The organism is Streptomyces sp. NPDC001514, from assembly GCF_053597075.1.
Genome location: NZ_JBSFHO010000015.1, coordinates 1 through 24,979, shown reverse-complemented (window position 1 = coordinate 24,979; position 24,979 = coordinate 1). Strand labels below are relative to the sequence as shown.

The following is a 24,979-nucleotide window of genomic DNA, read 5'->3' as shown; positions in this document are numbered from 1 at the left end:
TCCGAGTGCAGCGCCCTTCTTGCTTTGTTGCGGTGTTACGCGACCGCGTCGCTGTTGCGGCGCCTCATCGCGAAGACGACACCGGCACCGGCGACGATGGCGATGCCACCGGCGATACCGATGGTCGGCAGCATCGAGGAGGAACCGGTCTCGGCGAGGTTGCCGGTGACCACGATCGGCTTGGCCTCACCCTGCGGCTTGAGGTCGCTCTCGGGCTTCTCGCCGGTCGGCTTCGAGTCCTCGACGTCGCCGGGGTTGCTACCAGCCTTGACGATCGTGAACGGGTAGTAGTCGCCGTCCTCGAAGCACTGGTACGTCTCGTCGTCGGCGCCGTTGTCGTAGCCACCGGCGGCGATCGCCAGGCCCTCGCCCGCAGGGGCGCCCTTGTCGATCTTCACGCGGAGGTCGATGGTGACCTTCTTGCCGACGTCGAGCGCGAACTCGCCGAAGAAGAAGCCGTTGTTGAAGCCGGAACCGCTGAAGTCGTTGACCCACTCGCCGGACTCGGGGTCCTTGTACTCGAAGTGCGCGTACTTGTCGGTGAGCCGGTCACGGTCCTCGGACTCGATGTCCTCGACATAGGTGGCGGCGGTGAAGACGGTCAGGCTCTCGATGTCTTCCTTGCCGGTGTTCTTCACGTTGAACGTGAAGTTCTTCCAGCCGCTGCCGGCGACGATCTTGTTCGGGAAGCCGCCGAGGGAGATGTCGACGGACGCCTGCTCGCAGATCGGCCCGTCGATGTTCTCGTCGTCCTCGCCGGTCTCGCCGGTCTCGCCGGTGGTGCCGGTCGTGCCGGTCTCACCGGTGGTGCCGGTCGTGCCGGTCGTGCCGGTCTCACCGGTGGTGCCGGTCGTGCCTGTGGTGCCGGTCTCACCGGTGGTGCCGGTCTCACCGGTGGTGCCGGTGGTGCCCGTGGTGCCGGTCTCACCGGTGGTGCCGGTGGTGCCGGTCTCACCGGTGGTGCCGGTCTCGCCCGTGGTGCCGGTCTCGCCGGTCGTGCCCGTCTCGCCCGTGGTGCCGGTCTCGCCCGTGGCGCCCGTCTCGCCGGTCGACCCGGAGGTGGACGTGGTGCTGGTGGTGCCGTCGGTCGCGTACGCGACCGGCGCCGCCAGGAAGGCGGCAGGGGCTATGACAGCGGTCGCGGCAGCGACAGCCATAGCGCGGCGAAGCTTCATGAAGACCTCAGTGAAGTCTGGCGTACCGCAGCGTGCGGTACGGAGTCTGTGGGCCGTCCCCGGTTGTGGGGTCACGGGTGTGGCCGTTGGTTCCGCATGCATGACCTGCGACCAGAGGGATTGGTTGTACGGCACCTCACACAATCTTTATGTGGCCCCTGTCACATTGCGCTGGGTATATGCCCTGAGCCCATTCCGTAGCTTCGGAGGCAGGCCATGGGGTTCATTGTGGATTCGGCTGGGCGTCGATACGGGGCGGGTTTCCGGATCGGTCACCCCGGGCCAGACGGAATCTGCCAGATCAATCGGCCCTGGTGGCCAGGGAGACAACGATGGAGATGCGGCGCCTGGTGGCTGAGCTGATGGCCATGCTGACGCGGGAGTACCTCGCCGACTCGCCGGTCGGCACGTCGACCCTGCCGAGACTCCACCCGCCGGCCACCGGCGAACGGCTGGCCGCTCTGGCCGACAGGGCCGGACAGCCGCTCGAACCCCGCTACGAGGAATTCCTCCGTCTCACGGACGGGCTGGAGGGCTTCTACCTCGACATGCCCGTCCTCGGGTGCCGCGACTGGGAAGGGGGGCCCACGGACCGGGCATCGGCGGCCATCTCGCTGCTCGGCATCCTGCGGGAGTCGGGGATTCCCGAGGATGTGGGTCTCCCGTCGTCCTCCATGCTCTTCCCGGTGTCAGTGAACCGGGACGCGAGCGAGGGGATCTTCCTGGTCGACTCGGCGGGTGCCGCCCCGGAGCGGTTCTGGTTGACGGGCGAGGGGGACAGCATGTTCTTCGAGGACTTCGCCGAGCTGATCGGGTGGGTCATCGATTCCCGTTCCTGCAGCCCGCGGGAGACGGTCGACTGACTGCGCCTCGTACAGGCGGCAAGCAAGGCGAGGGCCCCGCGGACGTCCCGTCCGCGGGGCCCTCGGTTGTCGGCGCCGACGTCAGGGCAGCGTCGGTGCCGAGGGGCGGCGCCGGGGGGAGTGCGCCGCTCGTGTGGGGTGCCCGGTCGCCGGCCGGGCGCGCTCGGGTGCTCAGGGCGCGCGTCGGGGTCTCGACCAATGGCAGTGGTGGTGCGCAGTGCGGGACTCGCTGGTTCTGCATCGTGCTGGACCGGCTGCGGCCGACGCAACCGTTCGGACCGGATGCGGTCGGCCCCGGGCGTCCCCGGAGCCGACCGCCCTTGGGGTGACCGGGCTGCTGTCCCCTGCCGACCGGTCACGCGCGCTGGGGCGAGGTCCCACGGCGTACCTGAGGTGACCTGAGGTACGCCACACGCCCCAGCGGAGCCACGCGTGGTTTCTTTCCTTCGGGCCCGTCCCTGGCTGGTACGGACATCGGGACCAACGAAGCCCCGCGGGGTGCGGTCACGCGCCGTACGGGTGAGAGCGGGCCCGTACGCATGTACGTACTCGGACGCCCCGGCACGCTCAGATACGGCCGCGGCACAGCTCCAGCAGCGTCATCGCCAGCGACGTACCCGGCTTGCCCAGCGCGTCCCTGTAGTGGCCGAGCACCTCCATCTCGCGCGACAGGTTCACCCGGCGGCCCCCCGAGGTGATCCGGGCCTCCTGGATGACGGCCGAGACGGCCATCCGTTCCTGGATCAGACCGATGATGCGGTCGTCGAGGGCGTCGATGCGCTCGCGGGCGTTGCTGATCACGTGCGCGGCCTCGTCGGTGCGGGCTCCGGTGTCGGTCGGGAGGGACGTGGCGGTCATCAGGGGCTCCTCGTGTCGGGGTGTCGGGGCGGGGCCCCGGACCGACCAGGCCCGGAAAACACAGCGCGCCCCGGGCCTTGTCGGCCCGGGGCGCCTGGGAAGTCGCTTGTCAGTTGCTCAAGCAGCACGACCATGGCAGCCGGCGGGCCGGGTGCCATAGGTAAAGACGAAGGTCGAGTGCTTGCGCATGGCGGTCAGTATGGCCCCCTCGTGCCCGCGTGTGCCAATCCCGGATCGGATGGTGAGACGACGAAGGGCGGGCGCGCGCCAGGGATACCTACGCTGGTGCCGACGGGAGGTGAGCGCATGGACAGAGCGACCGCATCCGGGCCGGCGATGCCGATGACGATCAGCATCCAGCAGTTCGAACGTCTGCGCCAAGAGATCTTTCGCGTGTCAGGGTCGACGCTGACCGCGCGGGAGGTCTTCGAGAGCGCGTTGCACATTTGCTACGACATCCTCGGCGCCCGCCTGGTGATCGCGTCCCTGGACGAGGCCCAGCGATTCGAGGACGCGGGGACGCACACGCCGACGAAGGCCGGATGACGCCGCCGACGGTGCCGAGCGCGGGGAGGCTCGGGGGAGCAGTGTGGCCCGGGCCTCGGACGGTGAGACGAAGGCGGACCCCCGCGCGCCGGTAGAATCGACAAATAGAGACCCCTCCCACCCCCGCCGGAAGGCCGCCGTAGTGTCCTCAGCGTCCCCAGCTGCCGCGCCCGACGTCGTCCTCGTTGTCGACTTCGGCGCGCAGTACGCCCAGCTCATCGCCCGCCGCGTCCGTGAGGCCCGCGTCTACAGCGAGATCGTGCCCTCCACCATGCCGGTGGCGGAGATGCTGGCCAAGAAGCCGGCGGCGATCATCCTCTCCGGCGGCCCCTCGTCCGTGTACGAGGAGGGCGCCCCGCGCCTCGACCGTGCGCTCTTCGAGGCCGGCGTCCCCGTCTTCGGCATGTGCTACGGCTTCCAGCTGATGGCGCAGACCCTCGGCGGCACCGTCGACAACTCCGGCGCCCGCGAGTACGGCCGTACGACCCTGCACGTCAGCAAGACCGGCTCCACCCTCTTCGAGGGCACCCCGGCCGAGCAGCCCGTGTGGATGTCGCACGGCGACGCCTGCTCCGCCGCGCCCGAGGGCTTCACCGTGACCGCGTCCACGGACGTCGTCCCGGTCGCCGCCTTCGAGAACGACGAGAAGAAGCTGTACGGCGTGCAGCACCACCCCGAGGTGATGCACTCGACCTACGGCCAGCAGGTCCTGGAGCACTTCCTCTACCGCGGCGCCGGCATCGAGCCGACCTGGACGACGCACAACGTCGTCGAGGAGCAGGTCGCGCTGATCCGCGAGCAGGTCGGCGCCAAGCGCGCCATCTGCGGTCTGTCCGGCGGCGTCGACTCCGCCGTGGCCGCGGCCCTCGTGCAGAAGGCCATCGGTTCCCAGCTGACCTGCGTGTACGTCGACCACGGCCTGATGCGCAAGGGCGAGACCGAGCAGGTCGAGAAGGACTTCGTCGCCGCGACCGGTGTCTCGCTGAAGGTCGTCGACGCGCAGGAGCGCTTCCTGACCGCGCTCGCCGGGATCTCCGACCCGGAGGAGAAGCGGAAGATCATCGGCCGGGAGTTCATCCGGGTCTTCGAGCAGGCGCAGGCCGAGATCATCGCCGAGGCGGGCGCGCACGGCGAGCAGCCGGTCCAGTTCCTGGTGCAGGGCACCCTCTACCCGGACGTGGTGGAGTCCGGCGGCGGCACGGGCACCGCGAACATCAAGTCGCACCACAACGTCGGCGGTCTCCCCGAGGACCTCGAGTTCGAGCTGATCGAGCCGCTGCGCAAGCTGTTCAAGGACGAGGTCCGGATGGTCGGCCAGGAGCTGGGCCTGCCGGAGGAGATCGTCCACCGGCAGCCGTTCCCCGGCCCGGGTCTCGGTATCCGTATCGTCGGCGAGGTCACGCGCGAGCGCCTGGACCTGCTGCGCGAGGCCGACGCCATCGCCCGCGAGGAGCTCACGGCGGCCGGCCTGGACCGCGAGATCTGGCAGTGCCCGGTGGTCCTGCTCGCCGATGTGCGCTCGGTCGGCGTCCAGGGCGACGGCCGGACGTACGGACACCCGATCGTGCTCCGGCCCGTCTCGTCCGAGGACGCCATGACGGCGGACTGGACGCGCATGCCGTACGAGGTGCTCGCGAAGATCTCGACCCGGATCACCAACGAGGTGGCGGACGTCAACCGCGTCGTGCTGGACGTGACGTCGAAGCCGCCGGGCACCATCGAGTGGGAGTGACCCCTCCCCGTACGTCTGTTGGTACATCCGTACGACGGTGATCGAAGCCGCCGCCCACTCCTGTGGGTGGCGGCTTCGTCGTGTGATCTCTCTGGTCAGTTGGGGTGACCGGAGGTACCTTCCGCCGCATGACCGCCGACGCGCCCCGTTCCGTATCCCCGGCACCCGACCCCGTCCCCGTCGACCAGCTCCGTTTCGCCATGCCGCCCGTGCACGAGTCCGCGGCCGAGGAGCGGGCGCATCGCAAGCAGCGGATCGCCGGGGCGCTGCGGCTCTTCGCGCGCTTCGGGTACGAGGAGGGCGTCGCCGGGCACATCACCGCCCGGGACCCGGAGTTCCCGGACTGCTACTGGGTCAACCCCTTCGGTGAGCCGTTCGCGTCCATGACCGCGAGCGCGCTGATCCTGGTCAACGGTGACGGGCAGGTCGTCGAGGGCACCCGGCACGTGAACCAGGCCGCGTTCGCCGTGCACGCCGAGGTCCACCGGGCCAGGCCCGAGACCGTCGCCGTCGCGCACACCCACTCCGTGCACGGCCGTGCCCTCGCCGCGCTCGGCGAGCTGCTCGACCCGATCACCCAGGAGGCGTGCGCCTTCTACGAGGACCACGCGCTGTACGACGCGTACACGGGCGTGGCCGTGGACGCGGACGAGGGCCGCCGCATCGCCGCCGCGCTGGGCGGGCGCAAGGGCATCATCCTGCGCAACCACGGGCTGCTCACGGTCGGCGACTCGGTCGACGCGGCGGCCTGGTGGTTCATCGCCATGGAGCGCTGCGCACAGGTGCAGCTGGCGGCGCGGACCGCGGGCAAGCCGCACCTCATCGACCATCGGGACGCCGTCGCCACCCGCGAACAGCTCGGCAGCGATCTGGTCGCGTGGATCAACTACCAGCCGCTGTGGCGGCAGATCACCGCCGCCGAGCCCGAACTCATGTCGTAGTACGTCAATTTGATCGTGCGGCAATCACCCTCGCGGCGCCTTGCCGGTGCGTGCGTAAGCCCGCCCGTACGGCACAATTCCTTGGCATTGCAAGGTTGTTGACCGGATCGGAAGGGTGCGTCGCCGTGGCGGTGCAAGAGGCGGGACAGGGCGTGCACGGCGGTGGCTGCACCTGCGGCGACTGCCCGCACGGCGCGCGCGAGGGACACAGGCAGGCGGTCGCCGAGTTCGGGGCCCGACGGGACGAGCTCGCCACGGGGCGGGGACTGCCCGTCCAGGTGGCCTACTCCGAAGGCGCGTCCCGGCAGTGGATCTCGGACGAGCTGACCGAGTCGGCCCGCGCCGTCGCCGAGCGCAGCCGCGCGGTCGGCGAGGCCTGGCTCAACGTGGTGTGGCGGCGCACCCTCGTCGTGCTGTGGGGCTGGGTGGCCCTGCTGTTCCTCGCCCAGGCGGTGACGGCGATCGGCCCCGGCTGGACCGTGTCGCGCACCGCGGGCCTGGCCGCCGCGGCCACTCTCGCCGCCCTGCTCACCGGCGCGGCCCGGCTGTACCGCGCGCACGGCGGACTGCTCGCCCCGATCGTCGGCGAGGACAACCGGCTGTCGACGTCGCGGGTCGTCGCCGCCGGGTGGGTGCTGTGCGCCGCCTACGCCGTGCTGTTCCTGACGTTCCGGCTGGCCGCCTCGGCCCCCGCCGGGCTCCGGCTCCGGCGCGCCGCCGCCCTGCTGACCCTCGTCGCTGTCAGCTGCCTGGTCGCCGTCCTCGTACGCCGCGTCGTCACCGTGCGCATCCTCACCCAGCGTCTCCAGAAGGTGGAGGCGGACCGGCCGCACCCCGCCGACCTGCTGTGCGACGACGACGGGCGCGGAAGCTTCCCGGACGCGCAGTACGTTCTCATCAACGCCGCCGCCCTCACCCACGCCACGGTCCTGCTCATCCGCCGCCCGGAGGAGCTGCCCCATCTTCCCTGGGGGCTCGCCGCCCTCGTTCTCGTCTCCGCCGCCGTCTATCTCGCCGGGAAGTACGCCGAGGGCGGCCGGCCCGTCGTGCTCTCCGTCGTCCGCGCCCGCGAGCCCGGCGGCCTGGACGGCCCCATCCGCACGGGCGACGACATCGAGCTCCGCGGCGCCGGTTTCGTCCCCCCGGGCGCGGGCTCCCCGGACCGGCTGGCCCGTATGACGGTCCGCATCGGCCGCGTCCATGTCCATGTCCCGCTGATCCCCGTCCCCGGCGGCTTCACCAACCCCACGGACACGAGCATCACGGTCCCGGTCCCGGTCGAGGTGGAGCCGGGGCGGGTCGATGTCCAGGTGGTGACGGCGGCGGGGGCGGAGTCGAACCGGGTGACGATCGATGTGACCGACTGAAGGGTCACCGACTGAAGGGTCACCGACTGAAGGGTGGTCACGGACCGAGGCCGAGGGGTCACGGACCGAGGGGTCGCCGAGGGGTTACCGACTGAGCCATACGGTCGCCGTCCGCGTAGTCATATGTACGGGGCGTGGGGAGAATCGTCCCAGCCGGAGCGAATCGCGGAGGCGACGATGACACATGTGGACCGGACGACGGCGACATACGGGACGACGATCGGTGGATGGCACGGCGGCGGAGGCGGCTGGAAGGAGACCGGGCAGCGGTACGCGCTGCTGCCGCTGCGGATCTTCCTCGGGATCACCTTCATCTACGCGGGGCTCGACAAGCTCACCGACAGCGCGTTCATGGCGGCGAGCGGCACCGGGTCCGTCGGGGAGCTCATGAAGGCGGTGCGGGGCACGTCCGCGATCCCCGGACTGGTCGATCTCGCGCTCAAGAACCCGGAAGGGTTCGGTTACGCCATCGCCCTGGGTGAGCTGGCCGTCGGGATCGGCACCCTCGTCGGGCTGCTGGCGCGGCTCGCCGCGCTGGGCGGGGCGCTGATCTCGCTGAGCCTGTGGCTGACCGTGAGCTGGGCGACCGAGCCGTACTACTACGGGAACGACCTGATCTATCTGATGGCCTGGCTGCCGCTGGTGCTGGCCGGGGCGTCGGTGTTCTCGGTCGACGCGGCCCTCGCGGAGCGGCGCCGACGGATCCGGTAGTGCACGAAGGCCACGGCGCCGGCGAGGAACAGGCCGTCGAAGACGATGACGAGCGCGACGAACCACGGCGTCTGCCAGGCGCCCGTCGCATCGCCGAGGAACAGCGCGGCGGCCGCCGTCGCCGCCGCGCCCGCGATCAGCCGCGCCGGCCGGAACTCATGAAGCAGCACGGGTGACCTCCACCTGTCCGATTCCGACCTCGAGGTCGAGTGCCAGTGTGCCCGCCGGTTCCGTGCCCTTGGGCGGGGCGAGCGTACGGGTGCGGTCCTGGGCCGGGGAGATGTCCACGTCGTTCGGCGGATCGCCGGGGAGGCGGACCTCGCCGAGCCCCGCCTCTGCCGTGACCTTCACCGTCGCGCCCTTCGGCACGATCACATGGAGCCGCCCCATGCCGACCTCGGACCGGGTGCTCACCGTGCGGCCGGCGGGGATCGCGACCCGGGTGAGGTCGAGCGTCGCGACGCCCGTGCCCAGCTCGTAGCGCGGCGCCACCGCCGCGAACGTGACCGGCTGCCACTCCGTCCGCGCCCACTGGGTGCTGATGTCCTTCGGCAGCGCCGCGGCGCCCGTCAGCAGCACGGCCGTGAGCATGGTCATCAGGATCGTGCCGAAGCCCGTACGTCCCAGGAAGCTGCTCACCGCCAGGCCGAGGCCGAACACCCCGAGCGCGCAGGCGAGCCCGAACTGCAGGCTCGTACCGAGCGGGTGGGCGTCCCAGGTCAGTCCGGTGCCGAGGCCGCCCGCCACCAGGGCGAGGAGGAGGACGAGACCGCCGATGGAGCGCGGCCCGCGTGGACGGGGAGCGGCCCGGCCGGGCCGGTCCGTGCCGCTCCTGCCGCCCGTGCGGCCCTGCCCGGCGGTACGGCGCGGCGGCAGCCCTTCCGTCACCGCGGCGTCGGGCGGTCCCCACAGATAGCCGGTGGCGACCGGGCCGGTGGTGCCGTCCTTGACGATCGGGTCGCGCCACCAGGAGGGGCTGCCGGGGGTCGGCGGCGCCTTGGTCTCCGGCGGTGCCTCCGCCACGGCGTGCGCCGTCGCCGGGTCGAGCGGGCCGCCCTCGGGCGTCACCATCGTGCGCCGCTGCGACCAGACGGCGGCACCAGTCACGGCCAGCGCCAGCAGCGCGGAGAACGCGAGCGTGCCGCCGTTGCCGAGCATCGACAGGAAGAGGGCGCAGCCGAGCAGGGCCATCAGCACGGCCGCCAGCGCCGCGCCGTCGACGCGGCCCGACAGCGCACGCCGCGCCTCGTTCTCGTCCTCGCCGTCGAGGGGGATGAGCAACCAGGCGAAGCCGTAGAAGATCAGACCGATGCCGCCGGTCACCGAGAGCACCCCGATGGCGATCCGGAAGATCACCGGGTCGATGTCGCAGTACCGGCCGAGGCCCCCGCACACACCGGCGACCAGCTTCTGCCGCGGCGCCCGGCGCAGCTGGGCAGGCGGCGACGGCTGCTCCTGCGGTGGCTGGGGTGGCACGGCGGTCGGCTGAGTCATGACTCCATGGTGACGGGGCGCGACCCCGGGTGGCAGCCGCCCCGACCCTGGCCCGTCCCTGATATTCCTCCCGGGGCCCCTGAGGTTCAGGGTCGGTCTCAGGGACGGCCCTGATGCCCGGGCCCGTACGGACGTGTGACGATCGAGGCATGCCCGTCGCCGCCGCCCGCCTCCCCGAGACCGAAGAGCCACCCGTCCGCAAGCTGTACCGCAGCGCCGACGGACGGTGGCTCGGCGGTGTGGCACGCGGCCTCGCCGGACATCTCGGGCTCCCCGTCATCTGGGTCCGGCTCGTCTTCCTCGGCCTCTTCATGGCGGACGGTCTCGGCGTGCTGCTGTACGCGGTGTTCTGGATCGTCGTCCCGCTCGGCGTCGGCGGCAGGTCGGCCGAGCCCAGGCCCGTCTTCGAGACGACCCCGGACGGCAGGCGGCGGCTGCGCAAGCCCGACAAGGGCCAGCTTTTCGCGCTGTTCGCGCTGCTGATCGGCGCGGTCGTCTTCGTCGGCAATGTCAACTTGGGCAGTGCCAATCGCTATGTGTGGCCGCTGCTGCTGATAGGCGCCGGTGTCGTCCTGGTGTGGCGGCAGGCCGACAACGCCCGCCGCGCCCAGTGGACCGGCGACGGCCGGCGCCGCCGCCTGCTGCAGCTCGCGCGCGGGCTCGCGGGCGTCGCCCTTGTCGGCATGGGTCTGACCGTCTTCGTGGTCGTCCGCGGCTCGGCGGCCCAGCTCGGCAATGTCCTGACCGCGGCCCTCGCCGTCATCGCCGGCGTCGGTCTGCTCGCCGGCCCCTGGCTGGTGCGCATGACCCAGGACCTCTCCGAGGAGCGCCTGATGCGCATCCGCGCGCAGGAGCGGGCCGAGGTCGCCGCCCACGTCCACGACTCCGTGCTGCACACCCTCACGCTCATCCAGCGCAGCGCGGACGACGCGGGCGAGGTGCGCAGGCTCGCCCGCGCCCAGGAGCGGGAGCTGCGCAACTGGCTGTACAAGCCGGAGGGCACGGGCAAGGAGGAGGACGAGGAGCCGACCACGCTCGCCGACGCGGTGAAGAAGGCGGCCGCCGAGGTCGAGGACAAGCACGGCGTCCCGCTGGAGGTCGTGGTCGTCGGCGACTGCGCGCTCGACGAGAGGCTGACCGCGCAGATGCAGGCCGCGCGCGAGGCGATGGTGAACGCCGCGAAGTACGGTGGCGAGGGCGGTCCGGTCCAGGTGTACGCCGAGGTCGAGGGCCGTACCGTATTCGTCTCCGTACGGGACAGGGGGCCCGGATTCGACCCGGACGCGGTACCGGAGGACCGGATGGGCGTACGAGAATCGATCATCGGGCGTATGCAGCGCAACGGCGGGACGGCGCGCCTGCGTTCCGGGCCCGGCGAGGGCACCGAAGTGGAGCTCGAGATGGAGCGCGAGAGGGAGAGGGCGGACGGATGACCGAGCAGACCGACGCAAACGAACGGACCACGGAGCGTCGCGTACGGGTCGTGCTCGTCGACGACCACCGGATGTTCCGGGCCGGCGTGCAGGCCGAGATCGGCCGCACGGAGACCACGGGCGTCGAGGTGGTCGGCGAGGCCGCCGACGTCGACCAGGCGGTCACGGTGATCACGGCGACCCGCCCCGAGGTCGTGCTCCTCGACGTCCACCTCCCGGGCGGCGGCGGGGTGGAGGTGCTGCGCCGCTGCGCGAGCATGATGACGGCGGCGGAGCACCCGGTGCGGTTCCTGGCACTGTCGGTGTCGGACGCCGCTGAGGACGTGATCGGCGTGATCCGCGGCGGCGCGCGCGGCTACGTCACCAAGACGATCACCGGCACCGATCTCGTCGACTCGATCTTCCGGGTCCAGGACGGGGACGCGGTGTTCTCGCCGCGGCTGGCGGGCTTCGTGCTGGACGCGTTCGCGTCGACGGACGCCCCGCCGGTCGACGAGGACCTGGACCGGCTCACCCAGCGGGAGCGGGAGGTGCTGCGGCTGATCGCGCGCGGATATGCGTACAAGGAGATCGCCAAGCAGCTCTTCATCTCCGTGAAGACGGTCGAGTCGCATGTCTCGGCGGTGCTGCGGAAGCTGCAGCTGTCGAACCGGCACGAGCTGACGAGGTGGGCGACGGCGCGTCGGCTCGTCTGACGGCGCTGCCCGCCCGACGGCCTTCGGGTCCTGGTGGGCGGCCTGCGCACTTGCAGTACTAGGCCACCCGGGTCGCGCCCGCGAACGGCATCTGGTCGATCGGCGCGATCCGGACCGGCGCGCCCGGCCGCGGGGCGTGGATCATCTGCCCGCCCCCGATGTACAGCCCCACATGCGAGATGCCGGAGTAGAAGAAGACCAGGTCACCGGGCGCGAGCTGGGAGCGGGGGACGCTGCGGCCCGCGTTGATCTGTGTGTACGTCGTGCGGGGGAGCGAGACGCCCGCCGAGCGCCAGGCGGCCTGGGTGAGCCCGGAGCAGTCGTACGCGGAGGGCCCGGTCGCACCCCATACGTACGGCTTGCCGAGCGCCCCGTACGCGTACGCCACGGCCTGCGCCGCACGGGAGTTGGGGGCGGCGACCGGGGCGCCGGGCGTGGTGCGGGCGGCGTCCCGGTCGGCCCGGGACGCCGGGGTCCCGTCCTGGCCGGCGTAGGCGGCGCGCTGATCGGGGGTGAGCTGCGCCAGGAGCTTCTCGGCCGCGGCGAGCTTCGTCCGTATCGTCGCCCGGTGCCGGGCCAGCTCCACCTGCCGGGCCTCCAGCGCGGCCAGGCGCTCGCCCGCCTCCGTGCGCAGCTGGGCCAACTCCCGCGCCTGCTGCTGGATCCCCGCGATCGTGGCGGCCTGCCGCGCCCCGGCCCGCTCGGCCAGCTCCGCCCCGGCCAGATAGTTCTCGGGGTCGGCGGAGAGCGCGAGCTGTACGGACGGGTCGAGCCCGCCCGCGCGGTATTGCGCGGTGGCGATCGAACCGAGGGCGTTCCGGGAGGCGTTGAGCCGCTCCGTGCGCCGCGCGGCCTCGTCCCGGAGCTCGCCCAGCGACTCACGGGCCCGGCCGACGGCCTCCTTCGCGCCGTTGTACTTCTCGGTGGCCTCCTCCGCCTCCTGGTACAGCTTGTCGGCCTTGGCCTTCAGCTGCTCGGGCGTGGGGCGGGGATCCGCGTACCCGGAGCCGTCGAAGACGGTGGCGCTCGCGGCACCGGCCAGCGCGAGCGTGAGGGCGGTACGCGCGGCGGGGCCGCTGAGGGTGCGCTGCTTGGGTTTGCGGTGCGCTGCCACGAGGGCCAGTCCTTCCGGAGTCCGGCAGGTCATGCCGTACGGGTCCGGCGGCGGGCCGCACAGGGGAAGCGGTCCACCGCCGGATCCATCGGCGTGGTGGCCGGCGTGCCGCCCGGATACGCGGCGGCGGTGGGGATTCGGTCACCTGGGGGAGGACGCTAAACCTGCGGAGCGCGGCGAAGTGGTGCCATGACCGTTATTGGCGGGAGTCGGACCGCCAGGGTCGCTTTCGGACCGCAAGGCTAGGCTCCGGTGCTATGGACGTACTCATCAATGTCTTCGTCGCCCTGCACATCATCGGCATCGCGGCGTTGCTGGGCGGTTTCCTGACCCAGATGAAGGCGATGGGCGAGGGAACGGCACGCTTCACGCCCGCGATGCTGCACGGTGCCCTGACGATGCTGGTCACGGGCGTGGCACTGGTGGGGCTGAACGAGGCGGACGACCAGGCGGTCAACAACCTCAAGGTCGGCGTCAAGCTGGCGGTGCTGGTGGTGATCCTCGCTCTGGTCTACGTCAAGCGGGACGAGGAGAAGGTGGGGAAGGGCTTGTTCGCCGCGGTGGGCGGCCTGACGGTGGCGAACATCTTCATTGCGACGCTGTGGACGTGATCCGGCCGGGGGTCCGGGGGTTGTCCCCCGGGATGGCACAGCATTGCGACGCTGTGGACGTGACCGGGCCGGTCGCGTAAACCCTCACGCCGCAACAAGCCTACGGGCCTTGAAGGGGTACTTCGTGCCGATCAGCGAGGCCCGTTACGAGCGCTACCTCGCGCTCGGGGACGAGCTCGGCCTCGGTGAGGACGTCGTCGACGACAGGGATTTCAACGTCTGGCCGGACCTGGTGGACTGACGCCCTACCCGCTCCCCAAGAAGTGACCATGTGAACGAGTAGTGGTGGACACGGGCATCCCTCACGACGAGGGGTGCCCGTGCCTCCGCAGGAGGCTTGTCATGACTCAGCCGCGCGAGTTGTACTACTACGATTTCGGGGCGGATTTCGGGTTCAGCGGCCTTGCCGAAACGCTGTGTTCCCGTACGACTCTCAGCCTCGACGGACCGGTGGTGCTCGCCCTCGCCGAGAAGGCAGCCGAAGAGGACGAGGACGACCAGCTCGGCAAGGACGTACGGCTACTGCTGGATTCCCCGCTCCCGGACAGCATGATCCACGCCGTGTGGCTGGCCGCCGTACGAAGGTGCTTCGACCCGGTCGAAGACGGCATGAACATGCGCGCGTGGCTGCGCCGCATCTCGGACGTGTGCCCGCCGCGGACACGAGAGCTGAATCCGGTCGAGGCCAAAGTCCTGGATGAGGTGCGACCGGTGGTGACCGAGGAGGAGTTGCGCGAAACCGTGGCGGCGGAGATCGACCAGGCCGCAGCCGGACTGGAACGCGCTGTCGCGGTAACGGACATCGCAGCGGCGCTGCGCCGGATCGTGCACCAGGTCGACGCCGACCTCGGCCTGCGCCTGTTCCTGCGCGCCGCCAAGGCGTACTCCCTGCCGGTCGGGAAGGACCAGTACGACCGGCTGCTGACGATCGGTGACCGGCTGGCCTACCCCGCAGCCGCCGTCTACGAAGATCTGAATGTGCGGTGGCCGCCCATCGACCCGAGCCGGCGTGACTTCGCGCTCGGCCGCTTCGGTCTGCCGCTGCTCGCGGCCGTGTTCTTCGGGACAGGGTGGCAGTACGAGGGCACCGTGCGGGAGAACATCGAGAGCATCGCCCGTGGCGACCTTGGGTACGTCCCGGGCTCGTACGCGGCCGTGCTGCTGGAAGACGTGCAACGGCTGCTGGATTCCGCACTGTCCGACGACGCGGTCACGGCACTGTGGCGGGCAGCGTCGGGGCGGTGGAACAACACCGACGAGTTCGACGCCGTCGGCCGGACATGGCTCCGGCAGGTCGCCGAGGTGTGCAGAGAGCACCTGAAGAAAGTCGACCCCGTCTACACCTCCGTCGTCTCGCCCGCCAGGACGGAGTCGGCGAAGGCGGTGCTGGCGGAGGTCCGGCAGGTGGCCCCGAAGCTGACGGACAGGACTGCGAACACCGGCGCCGCGACGGTTCGGACCGCCGTGACGGCACTGGAGGAGGTGGTCACGTCCGTCGACCCCGACCTGGGCTTCCGCCTGCTCCTGCACATTCTCTGTACGTGCGAGATCACCGTCACCGAGGTCCAGCGCACCCGCTACAAGGCGATCGGTGAAGGGCTCGGCTACAGCAAGGACCACATCGACGAGCAGTTGCCCCCCGGCCCGTCGTGATCGGCTACGGCCGGTCCCGCAGCCCGCACCACCTGCCAAGGGTGCGGGTCGTGCCGGCGGCGCCGATCGCTGTTCTCCCGGAGAGTTGACTTCTCATCGCCCTGTCCAACCGGACGAGCGAAGGACAGAACGATGAGAAAAGGCCCACTCGAACGAGGCCCTACAGGCGTCCATGCGGTCTACGCGGGGCGGACGCTCCCGTAGATCGGCATGTAGTAGATCGACTCCTCGCGGACGTTCGTGCCCGGCTTGGGGGCGTGGATCATCATGCCGTCGCCGATGTAGATGCCGACGTGGCTGATGTCGTCGTAGAAGAAGACCAGGTCGCCGGGGAGGAGATCGCTCGTGGCGACGCGCTGGCCGACGTTGACCTGGTCCCAGGTGGTGCGGGGCAGGTCGACGCCGGCCGCCTTCCAGGCGGCCTGGGTGAGGCCGGAGCAGTCGTACGAGCTGGGGCCGGTCGCCCCCCATACGTAGGGCTTGCCGATCTGGGCGCGGGCGAAGGCGAGGACCTTCTCGGCCTTGGCGGCGTAGGTCCCGGCGGAGGTGTCGGTGCTCGTCCCGGTCCCTGTGCTGGTCCCCGTGTCCTGGTTCTGCGCCTCCTGCTGCGCGCGCTCTGCCGCCAGGCGCTCCGCCTCGGCCTTGGCCTCCGCCTCCGCCCTGGCCTTCGCCTCGGCCTGGCGGCGGGCCTCTTCCTCCCGCTGCCGCTCCAGCGCCTCGAGCCGCGCCTTCTCCTCGGCGGTCAGCTGCGACAGCAGCGTCCGTGCCTCGGCGAGCTTCTTCTGCACCTGCTCCTTGCTGGTGCGCAGCGACTGCTGGGAAGTGGTCAGCGTCTCCAGGCTCTCGGTCGCCTTGGCGCGCTGCTTCGCGGCCTCCGCCTGCTGTGCCTCGAAGTCGGCGACGGCACCGCGCTGCTCGTCGGAGAGCCGGTCCATCAGATGGGTCTGGTCGAAGTACGCCTGTGGGCTGTCGGCGAAGAGCAACGCGGCGGTCGGCGTGACCGCACCGGTCCGGTACTGCGCGGCCGCGTACGAACCGAGCGTGCGGCGGGCCTCGTTCAGCGACTCCGTGCGCTTGGCGACATCGTCGAGGATCGTGTCCACCTCGCGGCGCTGCTGCGCGGTCTCCTCTTTCGCCCGGTTGTACTGCTGGGTCGCGGTGCCCGCCTGCCGGTAGAGGTCGTCGACCTTCTTCTGGACCTCTTCGATGCTGGGTCTCGGGTCGGCCTGGGCACTCTGGGTGGAGAGGAGGGTGACGCCCGCGAGGGCGGCCGTCGTGAACCCGACGGCGGGGGACTTCGTACGCGGATACGTACGCTGGCGCGTCTTGCGATGCGACGCCAAGGCCGGCATCTCCTTCCGTGGACCGCCTACCGGGTTAGCTGTCGGGTTCGGACGGAACGGAAGGCTGTCCTACGGGCCGAGTTGAGCACGGTCCGATTCACCCCGGTTGTGCATGATGGGTCCCCGGTTCCGAACTCCCTTGCGGGAAGGTCGGATTCGGCGTGGGCGGCCCGATCGGCGTCGGTCGCCGTTGAGGGAACGGGCTGCCTGGGCGAGCACGCTAGCCAAACTGTGGTGCCGCTGTGAAGGTCGATGTTCGATATGCCCGATACATTTTCGTGACCTTGGCGTGTCGCCGTCGTGCCGCATTCGTACCGTAAGTGCCCGATTACGGAACGTGTTGGATCCGGTTGTGGTGAAGGCGGCGGCGGGCTGTCGGTGGGGCGGCCTAGACTCGTAGAGCGATGAGCAGCCTCTTTGACGACAGCTTCCTGGCGGACCTCCAGCGCACCTCGGCCTCGGAGGAGCCCCCGCCGCCCGAGCACGACGAGCACGCGCCCCACGAGGAGGTCCCGCACGACCTCTTCGAGGGGAAGTTCGACGTGCCCCCGGCCAGGGACGCGTACTACAGGGACGGTGCGCCGCGCCCCGCCGTGGACCCGGCCGCGCTGCTCGAGGGGCTGAACGAGCAGCAGCGTGCCGCCGTCGTGCACACGGGCTCACCCCTGCTCATCGTGGCCGGTGCCGGCTCCGGCAAGACGCGGGTGCTGACCCACCGGATCGCCCATCTGCTGGCGACCCGGCATGTGCACCCCGGCCAGATACTGGCGATCACGTTCACGAACAAGGCCGCGGGCGAGATGAAGGAGCGCGTCGAGCACCTCGTCGGCCCGCGCGCCAACGCGATGTGGGTCTCCACCTTCCACAGCGCCTGCGTCCGCATCCTGCGCCGGGAGAGCAAGAAGCTCGGCTTCACGTCGTCGTTCTCGATCTACGACGCGGCCGACTCGAAGCGGCTCATGGCGCTGGTCTGCCGTGACCTGGACCTCGACCCGAAGAAGTTCCCTCCGAAGTCCTTCAGCGCCAAGATCTCGAATCTGAAGAACGAGCTGATCGACGAGGAGACCTTCGCCGACCAGGCCGCCGACGGCTTCGAGAAGACGCTGGCCGAGGCCTACCGGATGTACCAGGCCCGGCTGCGCGAGGCCAACGCGCTGGACTTCGACGACATCATCATGACCACCGTCCACCTGCTCCAGGCGTTCCCGGACGTCGCCGAGCACTACCGTCGACGGTTCCGCCATGTCCTGGTCGACGAGTACCAGGACACCAATCACGCCCAGTACACGCTGGTGCGTGAGCTGGTCGGCACGGGGTACGAGGACCTGGACCCTGCCGAGCTGTGCGTCGTGGGCGACGCCGACCAGTCGATCTACGCCTTCCGCGGCGCCACGATCCGTAACATCCTCCAGTTCGAGGAGGACTACCCGGACGCGACGACGATCCTGCTGGAGCAGAACTACCGCTCGACGCAGACGATCCTCTCCGCCGCCAACGCCGTCATCGAGCGCAACGAGAGCCGCCGCCCCAAGAACCTGTGGACGAACGCGGGCGCGGGAGCCCAGATCACCGGCTATGTCGCGGACACCGAGCACGACGAGGCGCAGTTCGTCGCCGACGAGATCGACCGGCTGACGGACGCGGGCGAGGCCAAGGCCGGCGATGTCGCGGTCTTCTACCGGACGAACGCCCAGTCCCGTGTCTTCGAAGAGATCTTCATCCGCGTCGGCCTGCCCTACAAGGTCGTCGGCGGAGTGCGCTTCTACGAGCGCAAGGAGGTCCGCGATGTGCTCGCGTATCTGCGCGTCCTCGCCAACCCCGAGGACAACGTCCCGCTGCGCCGCATCCTCAATGTCCCGAAGCGCGGCATCGGTGAGCGCGCGGAGGCGATGATCGACGCGCTGGCGCTGCGGGAGAAGATCACCTTCCCGCAGGCGCTGCGGCGCGTGGACGAGGCGTACGGCATGGCGGCCCGGTCGGCCAATGCCGTGAAGCGGTTCAACACGCTGATGGAGGAGCTCCGCACGATCGTCGAATCGGGCGCTGGACCGGCGACGGTCCTGGAAGCCGTGCTCGAACGGACGGGGTATCTCGCCGAGTTGCAGGCCTCGACGGACCCGCAGGACGAGACGCGTATCGAGAACCTCCAGGAGCTGGCCGCGGTCGCGCTCGAGTTCGAGCAGGAGCGCGGTGCCGAGGAGGGCTCGGGCACGCTCGCCGAGTTCCTCGAGCAGGTCGCGCTCGTCGCCGACTCCGACCAGATCCCCGACGAGGACGAAGAGGGCACCGGCGTCATCACGCTGATGACGCTGCACACGGCGAAGGGCCTGGAGTTCCCGGTCGTGTTCCTCACGGGCATGGAGGACGGCGTTTTCCCGCACATGCGGGCACTGGGGCAGACCAAGGAGCTGGAGGAGGAGCGCCGCCTCGCCTACGTGGGCATCACGCGCGCCCGCGAGCGGCTCTACCTGACGCGGTCGTCGATGCGGAGCGCGTGGGGCCAGCCCGCGTACAACCCGCCGTCGCGGTTCCTGGAGGAGATCCCGGACGCGCACATGCAGTGGAAGCGGACGGGACCGATGGCCGCTCCGGCCGGGCCGACGTCCGGGATCACGTCCTCGCTGTCGTCCTCGCGGTCGCGGTCCGGCCCGTCGGGCTTCGCCACGCGGCGCACGGCGGACAAGCCGGTGATCGCCCTGGCCGTCGGGGACCGGGTCACGCACGACCAGTTCGGCCTCGGGACCGTGATGGCGGTGACCGGATCGGGTTCGGATGCGCAGGCGACGATCGACTTCGGGGACGCGAAGCCGAAGCGGCTGCTGCTGCGGTACGCGCCGGTCGACAAGCTGTAGAAGCGGCGGACGGGCCCGCTCCGCCGGGCCCGGTTCACCAAGTCCGGTTCTCCCGGACCTGATGCGCCCGGACCTGATGCGTCGGCCCGGTCGGTGCTACGCCGGGTTGAGGCCGTGGTTGCGCAGCCACGACAGCGGGTCGATCGCCGATCCGCCGCCAGGACGTACCTCGAAGTGCAGGTGCGGGCCGGTGGAGTTGCCCGAGTTCCCCGAATATGCGATGACGTCGCCGGCCTTGACCGAACCCGAGCGGATCTTGGTGCTGCTGAGATGGCAGTACCAGGTCTCCGTACCGTCGGCAGCGGTGACGATGGCCATGTTGCCGTACGCGCTGTTCCACTGGGTGCGTACGGTGCCGTCGGTCGCGGCCATCACCGGGGTCCCGTACGAGACGGGGAAGTCGATACCGGTGTGCATGGACATCCAGTTGACGCCGGCCTGGCCGTAGTACGCGCTGAGCCCGTGCTGGCTGACCGGCAGGGCGAACTTGGGGCGCAGCGCCTCGCGGCGAGCGGCCTCCGCCTCGCGCTTCTTGCGCTCTGCCTCCTGGCGCGCCTTGAGGTCGATGCGCTCCTGGGTGCGGCTGGCGCGGTCGCCGAAGTCACGGGCGTCGGCGCTCAGCGCGGCGAGCTGTGTGTCGAGCTTGCTGTTCACGGCGATGGGCTTGACCGACGACGGATCGGCGGCCGTGACCGCGGTCTTGTCGTCCTTGTTCTCGTCGCCCCCGGTGAGCCCGCCGACGGACGCGGCCGCGACACCGGCGACACCCATGACACAGGCGGAGGGCACGGCCACGGTGAGCATGGCCGAACGCTTCGCGGGCGTGCGGCGACGGCCACGGCTGCCACCGGAGCGGCGCACGGGGCGGGGAACGGTCACGGCCGGGGCCGTGACGGTGGCCGCGGCGGCGACGAGCTCGGACTCGTCGGTCCCGTCGTGCTCGTTGTCGTATTCGCCGTATTCGTCGTCCACGTCGACCAGGTCGGATTCGGGCTCGAGCCCGGGCTCGGTCCTGGTCTCGGAGCCGAGTTCCGCGGTGTCCGGCTCGGCGTTGAACTCACCCTCGGGGGAGTACTGTTCCGGCACCACGGCATGAGCGAGTGCGGCCTCGTCGTAGTAGCCGCCGCCGTACGGAGCGTACTCCGTGTACCCGGTGTGCTCCGGACTGTATTCCCCGTACGCCGAGTAGTCGGCCTCCGGCTGGTAGGCCTCGGTGGCCTGCGTCTGCGCGGGAACGGAGTGGTCGGTCCCGCCGCCCGAGTTCCAGGCGGTCGCGTCGTACGCGCCGGAGTCGTACGAGGTCGTGCCGTACCCGGCCGTGGACCACTGGTCCGTCGTGCCTGTCGTGCCGTACGCGTCCGTCGTGCCGTACGCGAAGGTGGCGGCGGCGGTCTCGAACTGCCCCGTCTGGTTCCAGGCGTTGGCGTCCCACTGACCGGTGGTGTCGTACTGCTGCTGGTGCCCCTGCGCCGCGTAGGCGTCGTACCCCGTCGTCGCCGACTGCCACTGAGTCGCGTCGTACTGCCCGCTGTGCCCGGCGTCGTAGTCGTAACTGCCCGGAAGGGCACCGAAGAGCGGGTCGGTGTCGAAGCTGCCGGCGGCGTAGGTGTCGTACCCGGCGTCGGGGTGCTGGTCGTTCACCAACTTCTCTCTCGCCTCGGCAGCAGGACCAGGATCCGGGGCCACCCGCGACGGGGGTTCCCGAGGAACGCAGTGGGCGCGACTGTACCCGGCGGTATGCGACGCCGACAATCTTCCGCAGGTTTTGCGTGAGCGGGAAACGGGCATTCGGCCGTGTTTCGGCGGAGGGCGGGCAGAGCCTTGGCCTTACGTTCGAAGAATGTTCGAGATCCGTTAAGCCACCGGGGACTTCAGGCAACCGACACCACTCCGGACATTCCGGTGTCCGATTCCGAGACCTCGAGCGCTTCACGGATGGTCGCCGCGACGGTGGGGTGCACGGGCAGTGCGAGATGGCCGATACCGCTCACCAGGACATTCCGCACGATCAGATCCGGATGGTCGATGCAAGCCGTTTCGAGCGGGATCATCAGCTGGTCGAGATCGCTCCAGAAGCTGACGAACCGCGTCCGGCACCCCGGGGCCGGCAGCCGCAGCTCCTCCAGCACGGCGGACCCGGGGCGCATCTGGCGCACGATGGGGTGAGCGCTCGCGAGCGGGACGACGCTGGTCCCCGAATGGGGGGTGCCGAGCGTGACGAGCGTACGGACGCGCCGGTCGCCGGCGAGCCGCTGGACGTAATAGCGGGCGATGAGGCCGCCGAGGCTGTGCCCGACGATGTCGACTTCGTGGTGGCCGGTGCGGGTGCAGATCTCCTCGATGTGGCGGCCCAGCAGCTCGGCGGCTGTCCGTATGTCACAGGTCAGCGGTGAGTAGTTGAGCGACTCGATATGACGCCATCCGTTGCGGGCGAGGGAACGGCGCAGCAGAACGAACACCGAGCGGTTGTCGATGAAGCCGTGGAGCAGGACCACGGGCGGATGCGCACGCTCCTGGGTGGGCAGCATCGGGGTACCTGCCCGTTCTCCCGGGGTGCGCGGGGTCCCGGCGACGTCGGTCTCCGGGCGGCCCGGGCGCTCCGGGGTCATCCCCGATGGATAGAGGAGCAGATGGCCGGCGAGGATCGCCAGCTCCAGGGCGGTGGCCCGAAGCAGCGCGATCGACACCCGTATCCGCAAGAGCGGCACGAAACCCATGGCCGACCTCCCGAACGGCACACGGGTCGACAGCTCCGTCCCCCGTATGCCCTCATGGGGCTGCCGACGGGCCGCACCGCCGTGCCGCGCGGCTGGCGGCACGGTGGTGCGGCGACCGAGTAGCGGCTCCCCTTGCGCTCGTCCCGTCCCTGCTGCGGTGGTGTCGCGTACGACTCTCTGCGGCCCGATGCGGGTACGACGCGTAGCGAACATGTCCCACGTGTGATTTCCCCCTCGGTATCCACCGTGAAACGGCCGGTTGCGGGATGCTGTAGATAACGTTCGTTCACTCCCCGGCCCTTCCGGCGCGGGGGGCCGTGCCAGTGACGGCGCAGTCGGTATGTGGAGGCAGTGATGGGTGTGACCGGTCCGATCCGCGTGGTGGTGGCCAAGCCGGGTCTCGACGGCCACGATCGCGGTGCGAAGGTGATCGCGCGGGCGCTGCGCGACGCCGGTATGGAGGTCATCTACACCGGGCTCCACCAGACCCCTGAGCAGATCGTGGACACCGCCATCCAGGAGGACGCCGACGCGATCGGCCTCTCCATCCTGTCCGGCGCGCACAACACGCTGTTCGTCAAGGTGATCGAGCTTCTGAAGGAGCGCGACGCGGAGGACATCAAGGTGTTCGGCGGCGGCATCATCCCGGACGCGGACATTCCTCCGCTCAAGGAGAAGGGCGTCGCGGAGATCTTCACTCCCGGCGCGACGACGGCGTCCATCGTCGACTGGGTCAACGCGAACGTCCGCCAGCCGGCAGACGCGTAGCCCCCTCCGGGGGTGCCTGTGTTGGCGCCCCGGCGCCCCCGCGCCCCGGGGCGTCCGGGGTGCGCGGTGCCGCGGGCGTGCCCGGTGCCGGGCGTGCGTCCGGGGGTGACCGGTGTGCCCGGTACCGGGTGGGCGTCCGGTGTGTCCGTCCTCAAGCGCCGGACGGGCTTGGTGCGGCTGCTGTGGGTGGGTGGTGGTGCGGGGCCCCTCCGGGCTCGCCTCCTCGGAAATCGGTGGGTACGGCGTCGTCCGGTACCACCGCCCGATTTCCTGCGGGGGCGACCCTGCACGGCCCCGCCCCGGCCGCGTACCCGACTGCAGGTCGGGGGGTGAACCCGTGGTTTGTGGGCAGTCGTTCCGCAGGGCGGAACGGGTGGGCACAAACCCGCCCACCGGGGCGAGCCCCCACCGTTCACCACGCCCGGGGACGCGCAGGGGTCGTGTTCGGGACACTAAAGCGTGATTTGTGGCGCGCGGCGTGGGCGATGACTGGTGGGTCCGGGGTTTGCGCGCGCCGTAAATCATGCCGTCCCGGATACGAGCCCCGGAGCGGCCCCGGACGGCAACCGACCCGGTACCGGGCACCCCCGACCACCCAGCCCGTCCGGCGCTTGAGGACGGACACCCGGGTCGCGCCCGCAGTACCGGCGCGCACACCCCGCCCGGCCGCCCCAGCCCGGCCGCCGTCACGGCACGGGCAACCAGGGCGCCCCAAGGGGGGCCGGGGACACCGCTACCCCGGGGGCACCGCTACTCGGGCGCCGCCAGTTCCGCGTGCATCGCGGCCCGCAGGCGCAGCGTGGAGACGAGGCGCTGGAACGCCTCGGACCAGTAGCCCCCCGCCCCCGGCGACGCCCCCTCCGCCTCGTCCGGCGTTGCCGTCAGCAGCTCGAGACGGGACGCCTCCGCAGGATCGAGGCAGCGCTCGGCGAGGCCCATCACGCCGCTGAAGCTCCAGGGGTAGCTCCCCGCGTCCCGAGCGATGTCGAGCGCGTCGACCACCGCGCGGCCGAGCGGCTCGGCCCAGGGCACCGTGCAGACGCCGAGGAGCTGGAACGCCTCCGAGAGGCCGTGCGCGGATATGAACGCCGCGACCCACTCCGCCCGTTCCTCCTCCGGCAGCGTCGCCAGCAGCTTCGCCCGCTCTGCAAGTGACGATGTCCCGGGCCCGGTCGACGGCGGCGCGGCGGGCGCGCCGAGGAGGGCGCGGGACCACTCCGGGTCCCGCTGCCGCACCGCCGCCCGGCACCACGCCGCTTGCAGCTCGTCGCCCCAGTCGTCGGCGACGGGCAGGGCGACGATCTCCGCCGCCGTGCGCCCGCCGAGCCGCTCGGGCCAGGTGGACAGCGGCGCGGCCTCCACCAACTGGCCGAACCACCACGACCGTTCGCCCCGCCCCGACGGCGGTGTGGGCACGACCCCGTCACGCTGCATCGCCGCGTCGCATTCGTGCGGCGCCTCCACGATGATCCCCACTGCGTCCTCCGTCCGGTCGAGACCGACGCAGGTGGCCGCCCTTGCGGCCATCCGCGCGGCGAGCGCGGACCGCGGCAGCGCGGACAGCAGCTCGGCCGCGGTCGCCCGGACATTGCGGCTGCGGTCGGACAGCGCCTGCTCCAGGAAGGACTCGTCCGCGTCGGACAGTGCTGTGCGCAGGGAGTCCAGGAACATCAACCGGTCCTCCGCCCGCTCTGTCGGCCACGTCGCGGTCAGGAGCGCCAGCGCCGCCGCCGGATCGTGCGCCCGTACGGAGGCGAGCAAGGCCACCCGCTCGGCGAAGAGCCCCTCTTCCCACAGCCGCCGGACCGCCGTCACGTCCTCGGGGGCCGGCAGTGCGGACCCTCCTCCGGAGCCGCCGGTCCGGGGGGCGCCGCGCAGCGCGAACCTCCAGTCCGTGTTGAGGCGGGCGAGCCACAGCCCGCGCGGCCCGGCGAAGCGCAGGGCCAGGGGCCGCAGATCGGTGCGGGCACGGGCGGCGTCGAGCAGGGCGGGCAGCGCGGACGCGGGGGCGCGGTACCCGTGCTCGTCGGCGGCGGCCAGCCACTGTGGCAGCAGCTCCGTGAGGTCGGGCGCCGCGCCGCGCCGGCCGCCGGAGCCCGCGGGCGC

At 71.0% G+C, this 24,979-nt stretch carries 21 protein-coding genes and 1 riboswitch; of the genes, 12 read left to right on the top strand and 9 right to left on the bottom strand.

From position 1 onward, the window contains the following. Positions 1-35 precede the first annotated feature (35 nt). Positions 36-1,157 (bottom strand): LPXTG cell wall anchor domain-containing protein, encoded by a 1,122-nt coding sequence (locus ACWCXB_RS17605; RefSeq protein WP_450723770.1) that lies wholly within the window; start codon positions 1,155-1,157, stop codon positions 36-38. A gap of 350 nt (positions 1,158-1,507) precedes the next feature. Between ACWCXB_RS17605 and ACWCXB_RS17600 the strand changes: the two genes are divergently transcribed. Continuing rightward, complete coding sequence (locus ACWCXB_RS17600) at positions 1,508-2,038, top strand: SMI1/KNR4 family protein (protein ID WP_450723768.1); 531 nt, start codon at positions 1,508-1,510, stop codon at positions 2,036-2,038. Positions 2,039-2,605: 567 nt separating this feature from the next. On the opposite strand, the gene ACWCXB_RS17595 is transcribed toward ACWCXB_RS17600, so the two are convergent. Beyond that, positions 2,606-2,896 carry a chorismate mutase gene (locus tag ACWCXB_RS17595; protein WP_450723766.1) on the bottom strand — a complete coding sequence of 97 codons (291 nt, stop codon included), beginning with the start codon at positions 2,894-2,896 and terminating at the stop codon, positions 2,606-2,608. 306 nt (positions 2,897-3,202) lie between these two features. On the opposite strand from ACWCXB_RS17595, the gene ACWCXB_RS17590 reads away from it, so the two are divergent. The 5 genes from ACWCXB_RS17590 to ACWCXB_RS17570 all read left to right on the top strand — a co-directional run bounded on the left by ACWCXB_RS17590 (position 3,203) and on the right by ACWCXB_RS17570 (position 8,193). Then, positions 3,203-3,442 carry a hypothetical protein gene (locus tag ACWCXB_RS17590; RefSeq protein ID WP_450723764.1) on the top strand — a complete coding sequence of 80 codons (240 nt, stop codon included), beginning with the start codon at positions 3,203-3,205 and terminating at the stop codon, positions 3,440-3,442. 142 nt (positions 3,443-3,584) lie between these two features. After that, positions 3,585-5,174, top strand: coding sequence for a glutamine-hydrolyzing GMP synthase (gene guaA, locus ACWCXB_RS17585; protein ID WP_450723762.1), 1,590 nt, complete (start codon positions 3,585-3,587; stop codon positions 5,172-5,174). 128 nt (positions 5,175-5,302) lie between these two features. Next, on the top strand, positions 5,303-6,115 hold the full coding sequence (locus ACWCXB_RS17580; RefSeq protein WP_450723760.1) for a class II aldolase/adducin family protein: 813 nt from the start codon (positions 5,303-5,305) through the stop codon (positions 6,113-6,115). A gap of 125 nt (positions 6,116-6,240) precedes the next feature. Continuing rightward, positions 6,241-7,482 (top strand): hypothetical protein, encoded by a 1,242-nt coding sequence (locus tag ACWCXB_RS17575; protein ID WP_450723758.1) that lies wholly within the window; start codon positions 6,241-6,243, stop codon positions 7,480-7,482. A 177-nt stretch (positions 7,483-7,659) separates the two neighbouring features. Beyond that, entirely contained in the window at positions 7,660-8,193 is a 534-nt protein-coding gene (locus tag ACWCXB_RS17570) for a DoxX family protein (protein WP_450723756.1), read from the top strand. On the opposite strand, the gene ACWCXB_RS17565 is transcribed toward ACWCXB_RS17570, so the two are convergent. Then, positions 8,100-8,363, bottom strand: coding sequence for a hypothetical protein (locus ACWCXB_RS17565; protein WP_450723754.1), 264 nt, complete (start codon positions 8,361-8,363; stop codon positions 8,100-8,102). The genes ACWCXB_RS17570 and ACWCXB_RS17565 overlap by 94 nt on opposite strands. Next, a complete protein-coding gene (locus tag ACWCXB_RS17560) occupies positions 8,350-9,687 on the bottom strand; it encodes a PspC domain-containing protein (protein ID WP_450723752.1) in 1,338 nt (445 codons plus the stop codon). The genes ACWCXB_RS17565 and ACWCXB_RS17560 overlap by 14 nt, the downstream gene beginning before the upstream one ends. Before the next feature lie 149 nt (positions 9,688-9,836). Between ACWCXB_RS17560 and ACWCXB_RS17555 the strand changes: the two genes are divergently transcribed. Both ACWCXB_RS17555 and ACWCXB_RS17550 read left to right on the top strand, forming a co-directional pair. Beyond that, positions 9,837-11,120 carry a PspC domain-containing protein gene (locus tag ACWCXB_RS17555; RefSeq protein ID WP_450723750.1) on the top strand — a complete coding sequence of 428 codons (1,284 nt, stop codon included), beginning with the start codon at positions 9,837-9,839 and terminating at the stop codon, positions 11,118-11,120. Then, on the top strand, positions 11,117-11,815 hold the full coding sequence (locus ACWCXB_RS17550; protein WP_450723748.1) for a LuxR C-terminal-related transcriptional regulator: 699 nt from the start codon (positions 11,117-11,119) through the stop codon (positions 11,813-11,815). The genes ACWCXB_RS17555 and ACWCXB_RS17550 overlap by 4 nt, the downstream gene beginning before the upstream one ends. A 58-nt stretch (positions 11,816-11,873) precedes the next feature. Here the strand turns inward: ACWCXB_RS17550 and ACWCXB_RS17545 are convergent, their stop codons facing one another. Continuing rightward, positions 11,874-12,929 carry an NlpC/P60 family protein gene (locus ACWCXB_RS17545; protein ID WP_450723746.1) on the bottom strand — a complete coding sequence of 352 codons (1,056 nt, stop codon included), beginning with the start codon at positions 12,927-12,929 and terminating at the stop codon, positions 11,874-11,876. A 257-nt stretch (positions 12,930-13,186) separates the two neighbouring features. Here ACWCXB_RS17545 and ACWCXB_RS17540 point away from each other — a divergent pair, with 257 nt between their 5' ends. Both ACWCXB_RS17540 and ACWCXB_RS17535 read left to right on the top strand, forming a co-directional pair. Beyond that, positions 13,187-13,540 (top strand): hypothetical protein, encoded by a 354-nt coding sequence (locus ACWCXB_RS17540; protein ID WP_450723744.1) that lies wholly within the window; start codon positions 13,187-13,189, stop codon positions 13,538-13,540. 342 nt (positions 13,541-13,882) lie between these two features. Next, the gene (locus ACWCXB_RS17535) at positions 13,883-15,193 is read left to right on the top strand and encodes a hypothetical protein (protein ID WP_450723742.1); all 1,311 of its coding nucleotides are present in this window, start codon (positions 13,883-13,885) and stop codon (positions 15,191-15,193) included. Positions 15,194-15,372: 179 nt separating this feature from the next. Here ACWCXB_RS17535 and ACWCXB_RS17530 read toward each other — a convergent pair whose 3' ends face one another. Then, on the bottom strand, positions 15,373-16,545 hold the full coding sequence (locus tag ACWCXB_RS17530; RefSeq protein WP_450723740.1) for an NlpC/P60 family protein: 1,173 nt from the start codon (positions 16,543-16,545) through the stop codon (positions 15,373-15,375). Continuing rightward, positions 16,544-16,708: riboswitch (cyclic di-AMP (ydaO/yuaA leader) on the bottom strand. It overlaps the preceding gene by 2 nt. 232 nt (positions 16,709-16,940) lie before the next feature. Between ACWCXB_RS17530 and pcrA the strand changes: the two genes are divergently transcribed. After that, positions 16,941-19,388: a DNA helicase PcrA gene (pcrA, locus tag ACWCXB_RS17525; RefSeq protein ID WP_450723738.1), complete on the top strand. Its 2,448-nt coding sequence runs from the start codon at positions 16,941-16,943 to the stop codon at positions 19,386-19,388. Between the two features lie 96 nt (positions 19,389-19,484). Here the strand turns inward: pcrA and ACWCXB_RS17520 are convergent, their stop codons facing one another. After that, positions 19,485-21,029, bottom strand: a complete 1,545-nt coding sequence (locus ACWCXB_RS17520; protein WP_450723736.1) for a M23 family metallopeptidase — start codon at positions 21,027-21,029, stop codon at positions 19,485-19,487. A 230-nt stretch (positions 21,030-21,259) separates the two neighbouring features. After that, the gene (locus ACWCXB_RS17515) at positions 21,260-22,105 is read right to left on the bottom strand and encodes a lipase family alpha/beta hydrolase (RefSeq protein ID WP_450723734.1); all 846 of its coding nucleotides are present in this window, start codon (positions 22,103-22,105) and stop codon (positions 21,260-21,262) included. A gap of 354 nt (positions 22,106-22,459) precedes the next feature. On the opposite strand from ACWCXB_RS17515, the gene ACWCXB_RS17510 reads away from it, so the two are divergent. Next, complete coding sequence (locus ACWCXB_RS17510) at positions 22,460-22,873, top strand: cobalamin B12-binding domain-containing protein (RefSeq protein WP_450723733.1); 414 nt, start codon at positions 22,460-22,462, stop codon at positions 22,871-22,873. A gap of 750 nt (positions 22,874-23,623) precedes the next feature. Here ACWCXB_RS17510 and ACWCXB_RS17505 read toward each other — a convergent pair. Then, a partial coding sequence (locus ACWCXB_RS17505) for a DUF5691 domain-containing protein (RefSeq protein WP_450723732.1) occupies positions 23,624-24,979 on the bottom strand: 1,356 nt, incomplete at its 5' end.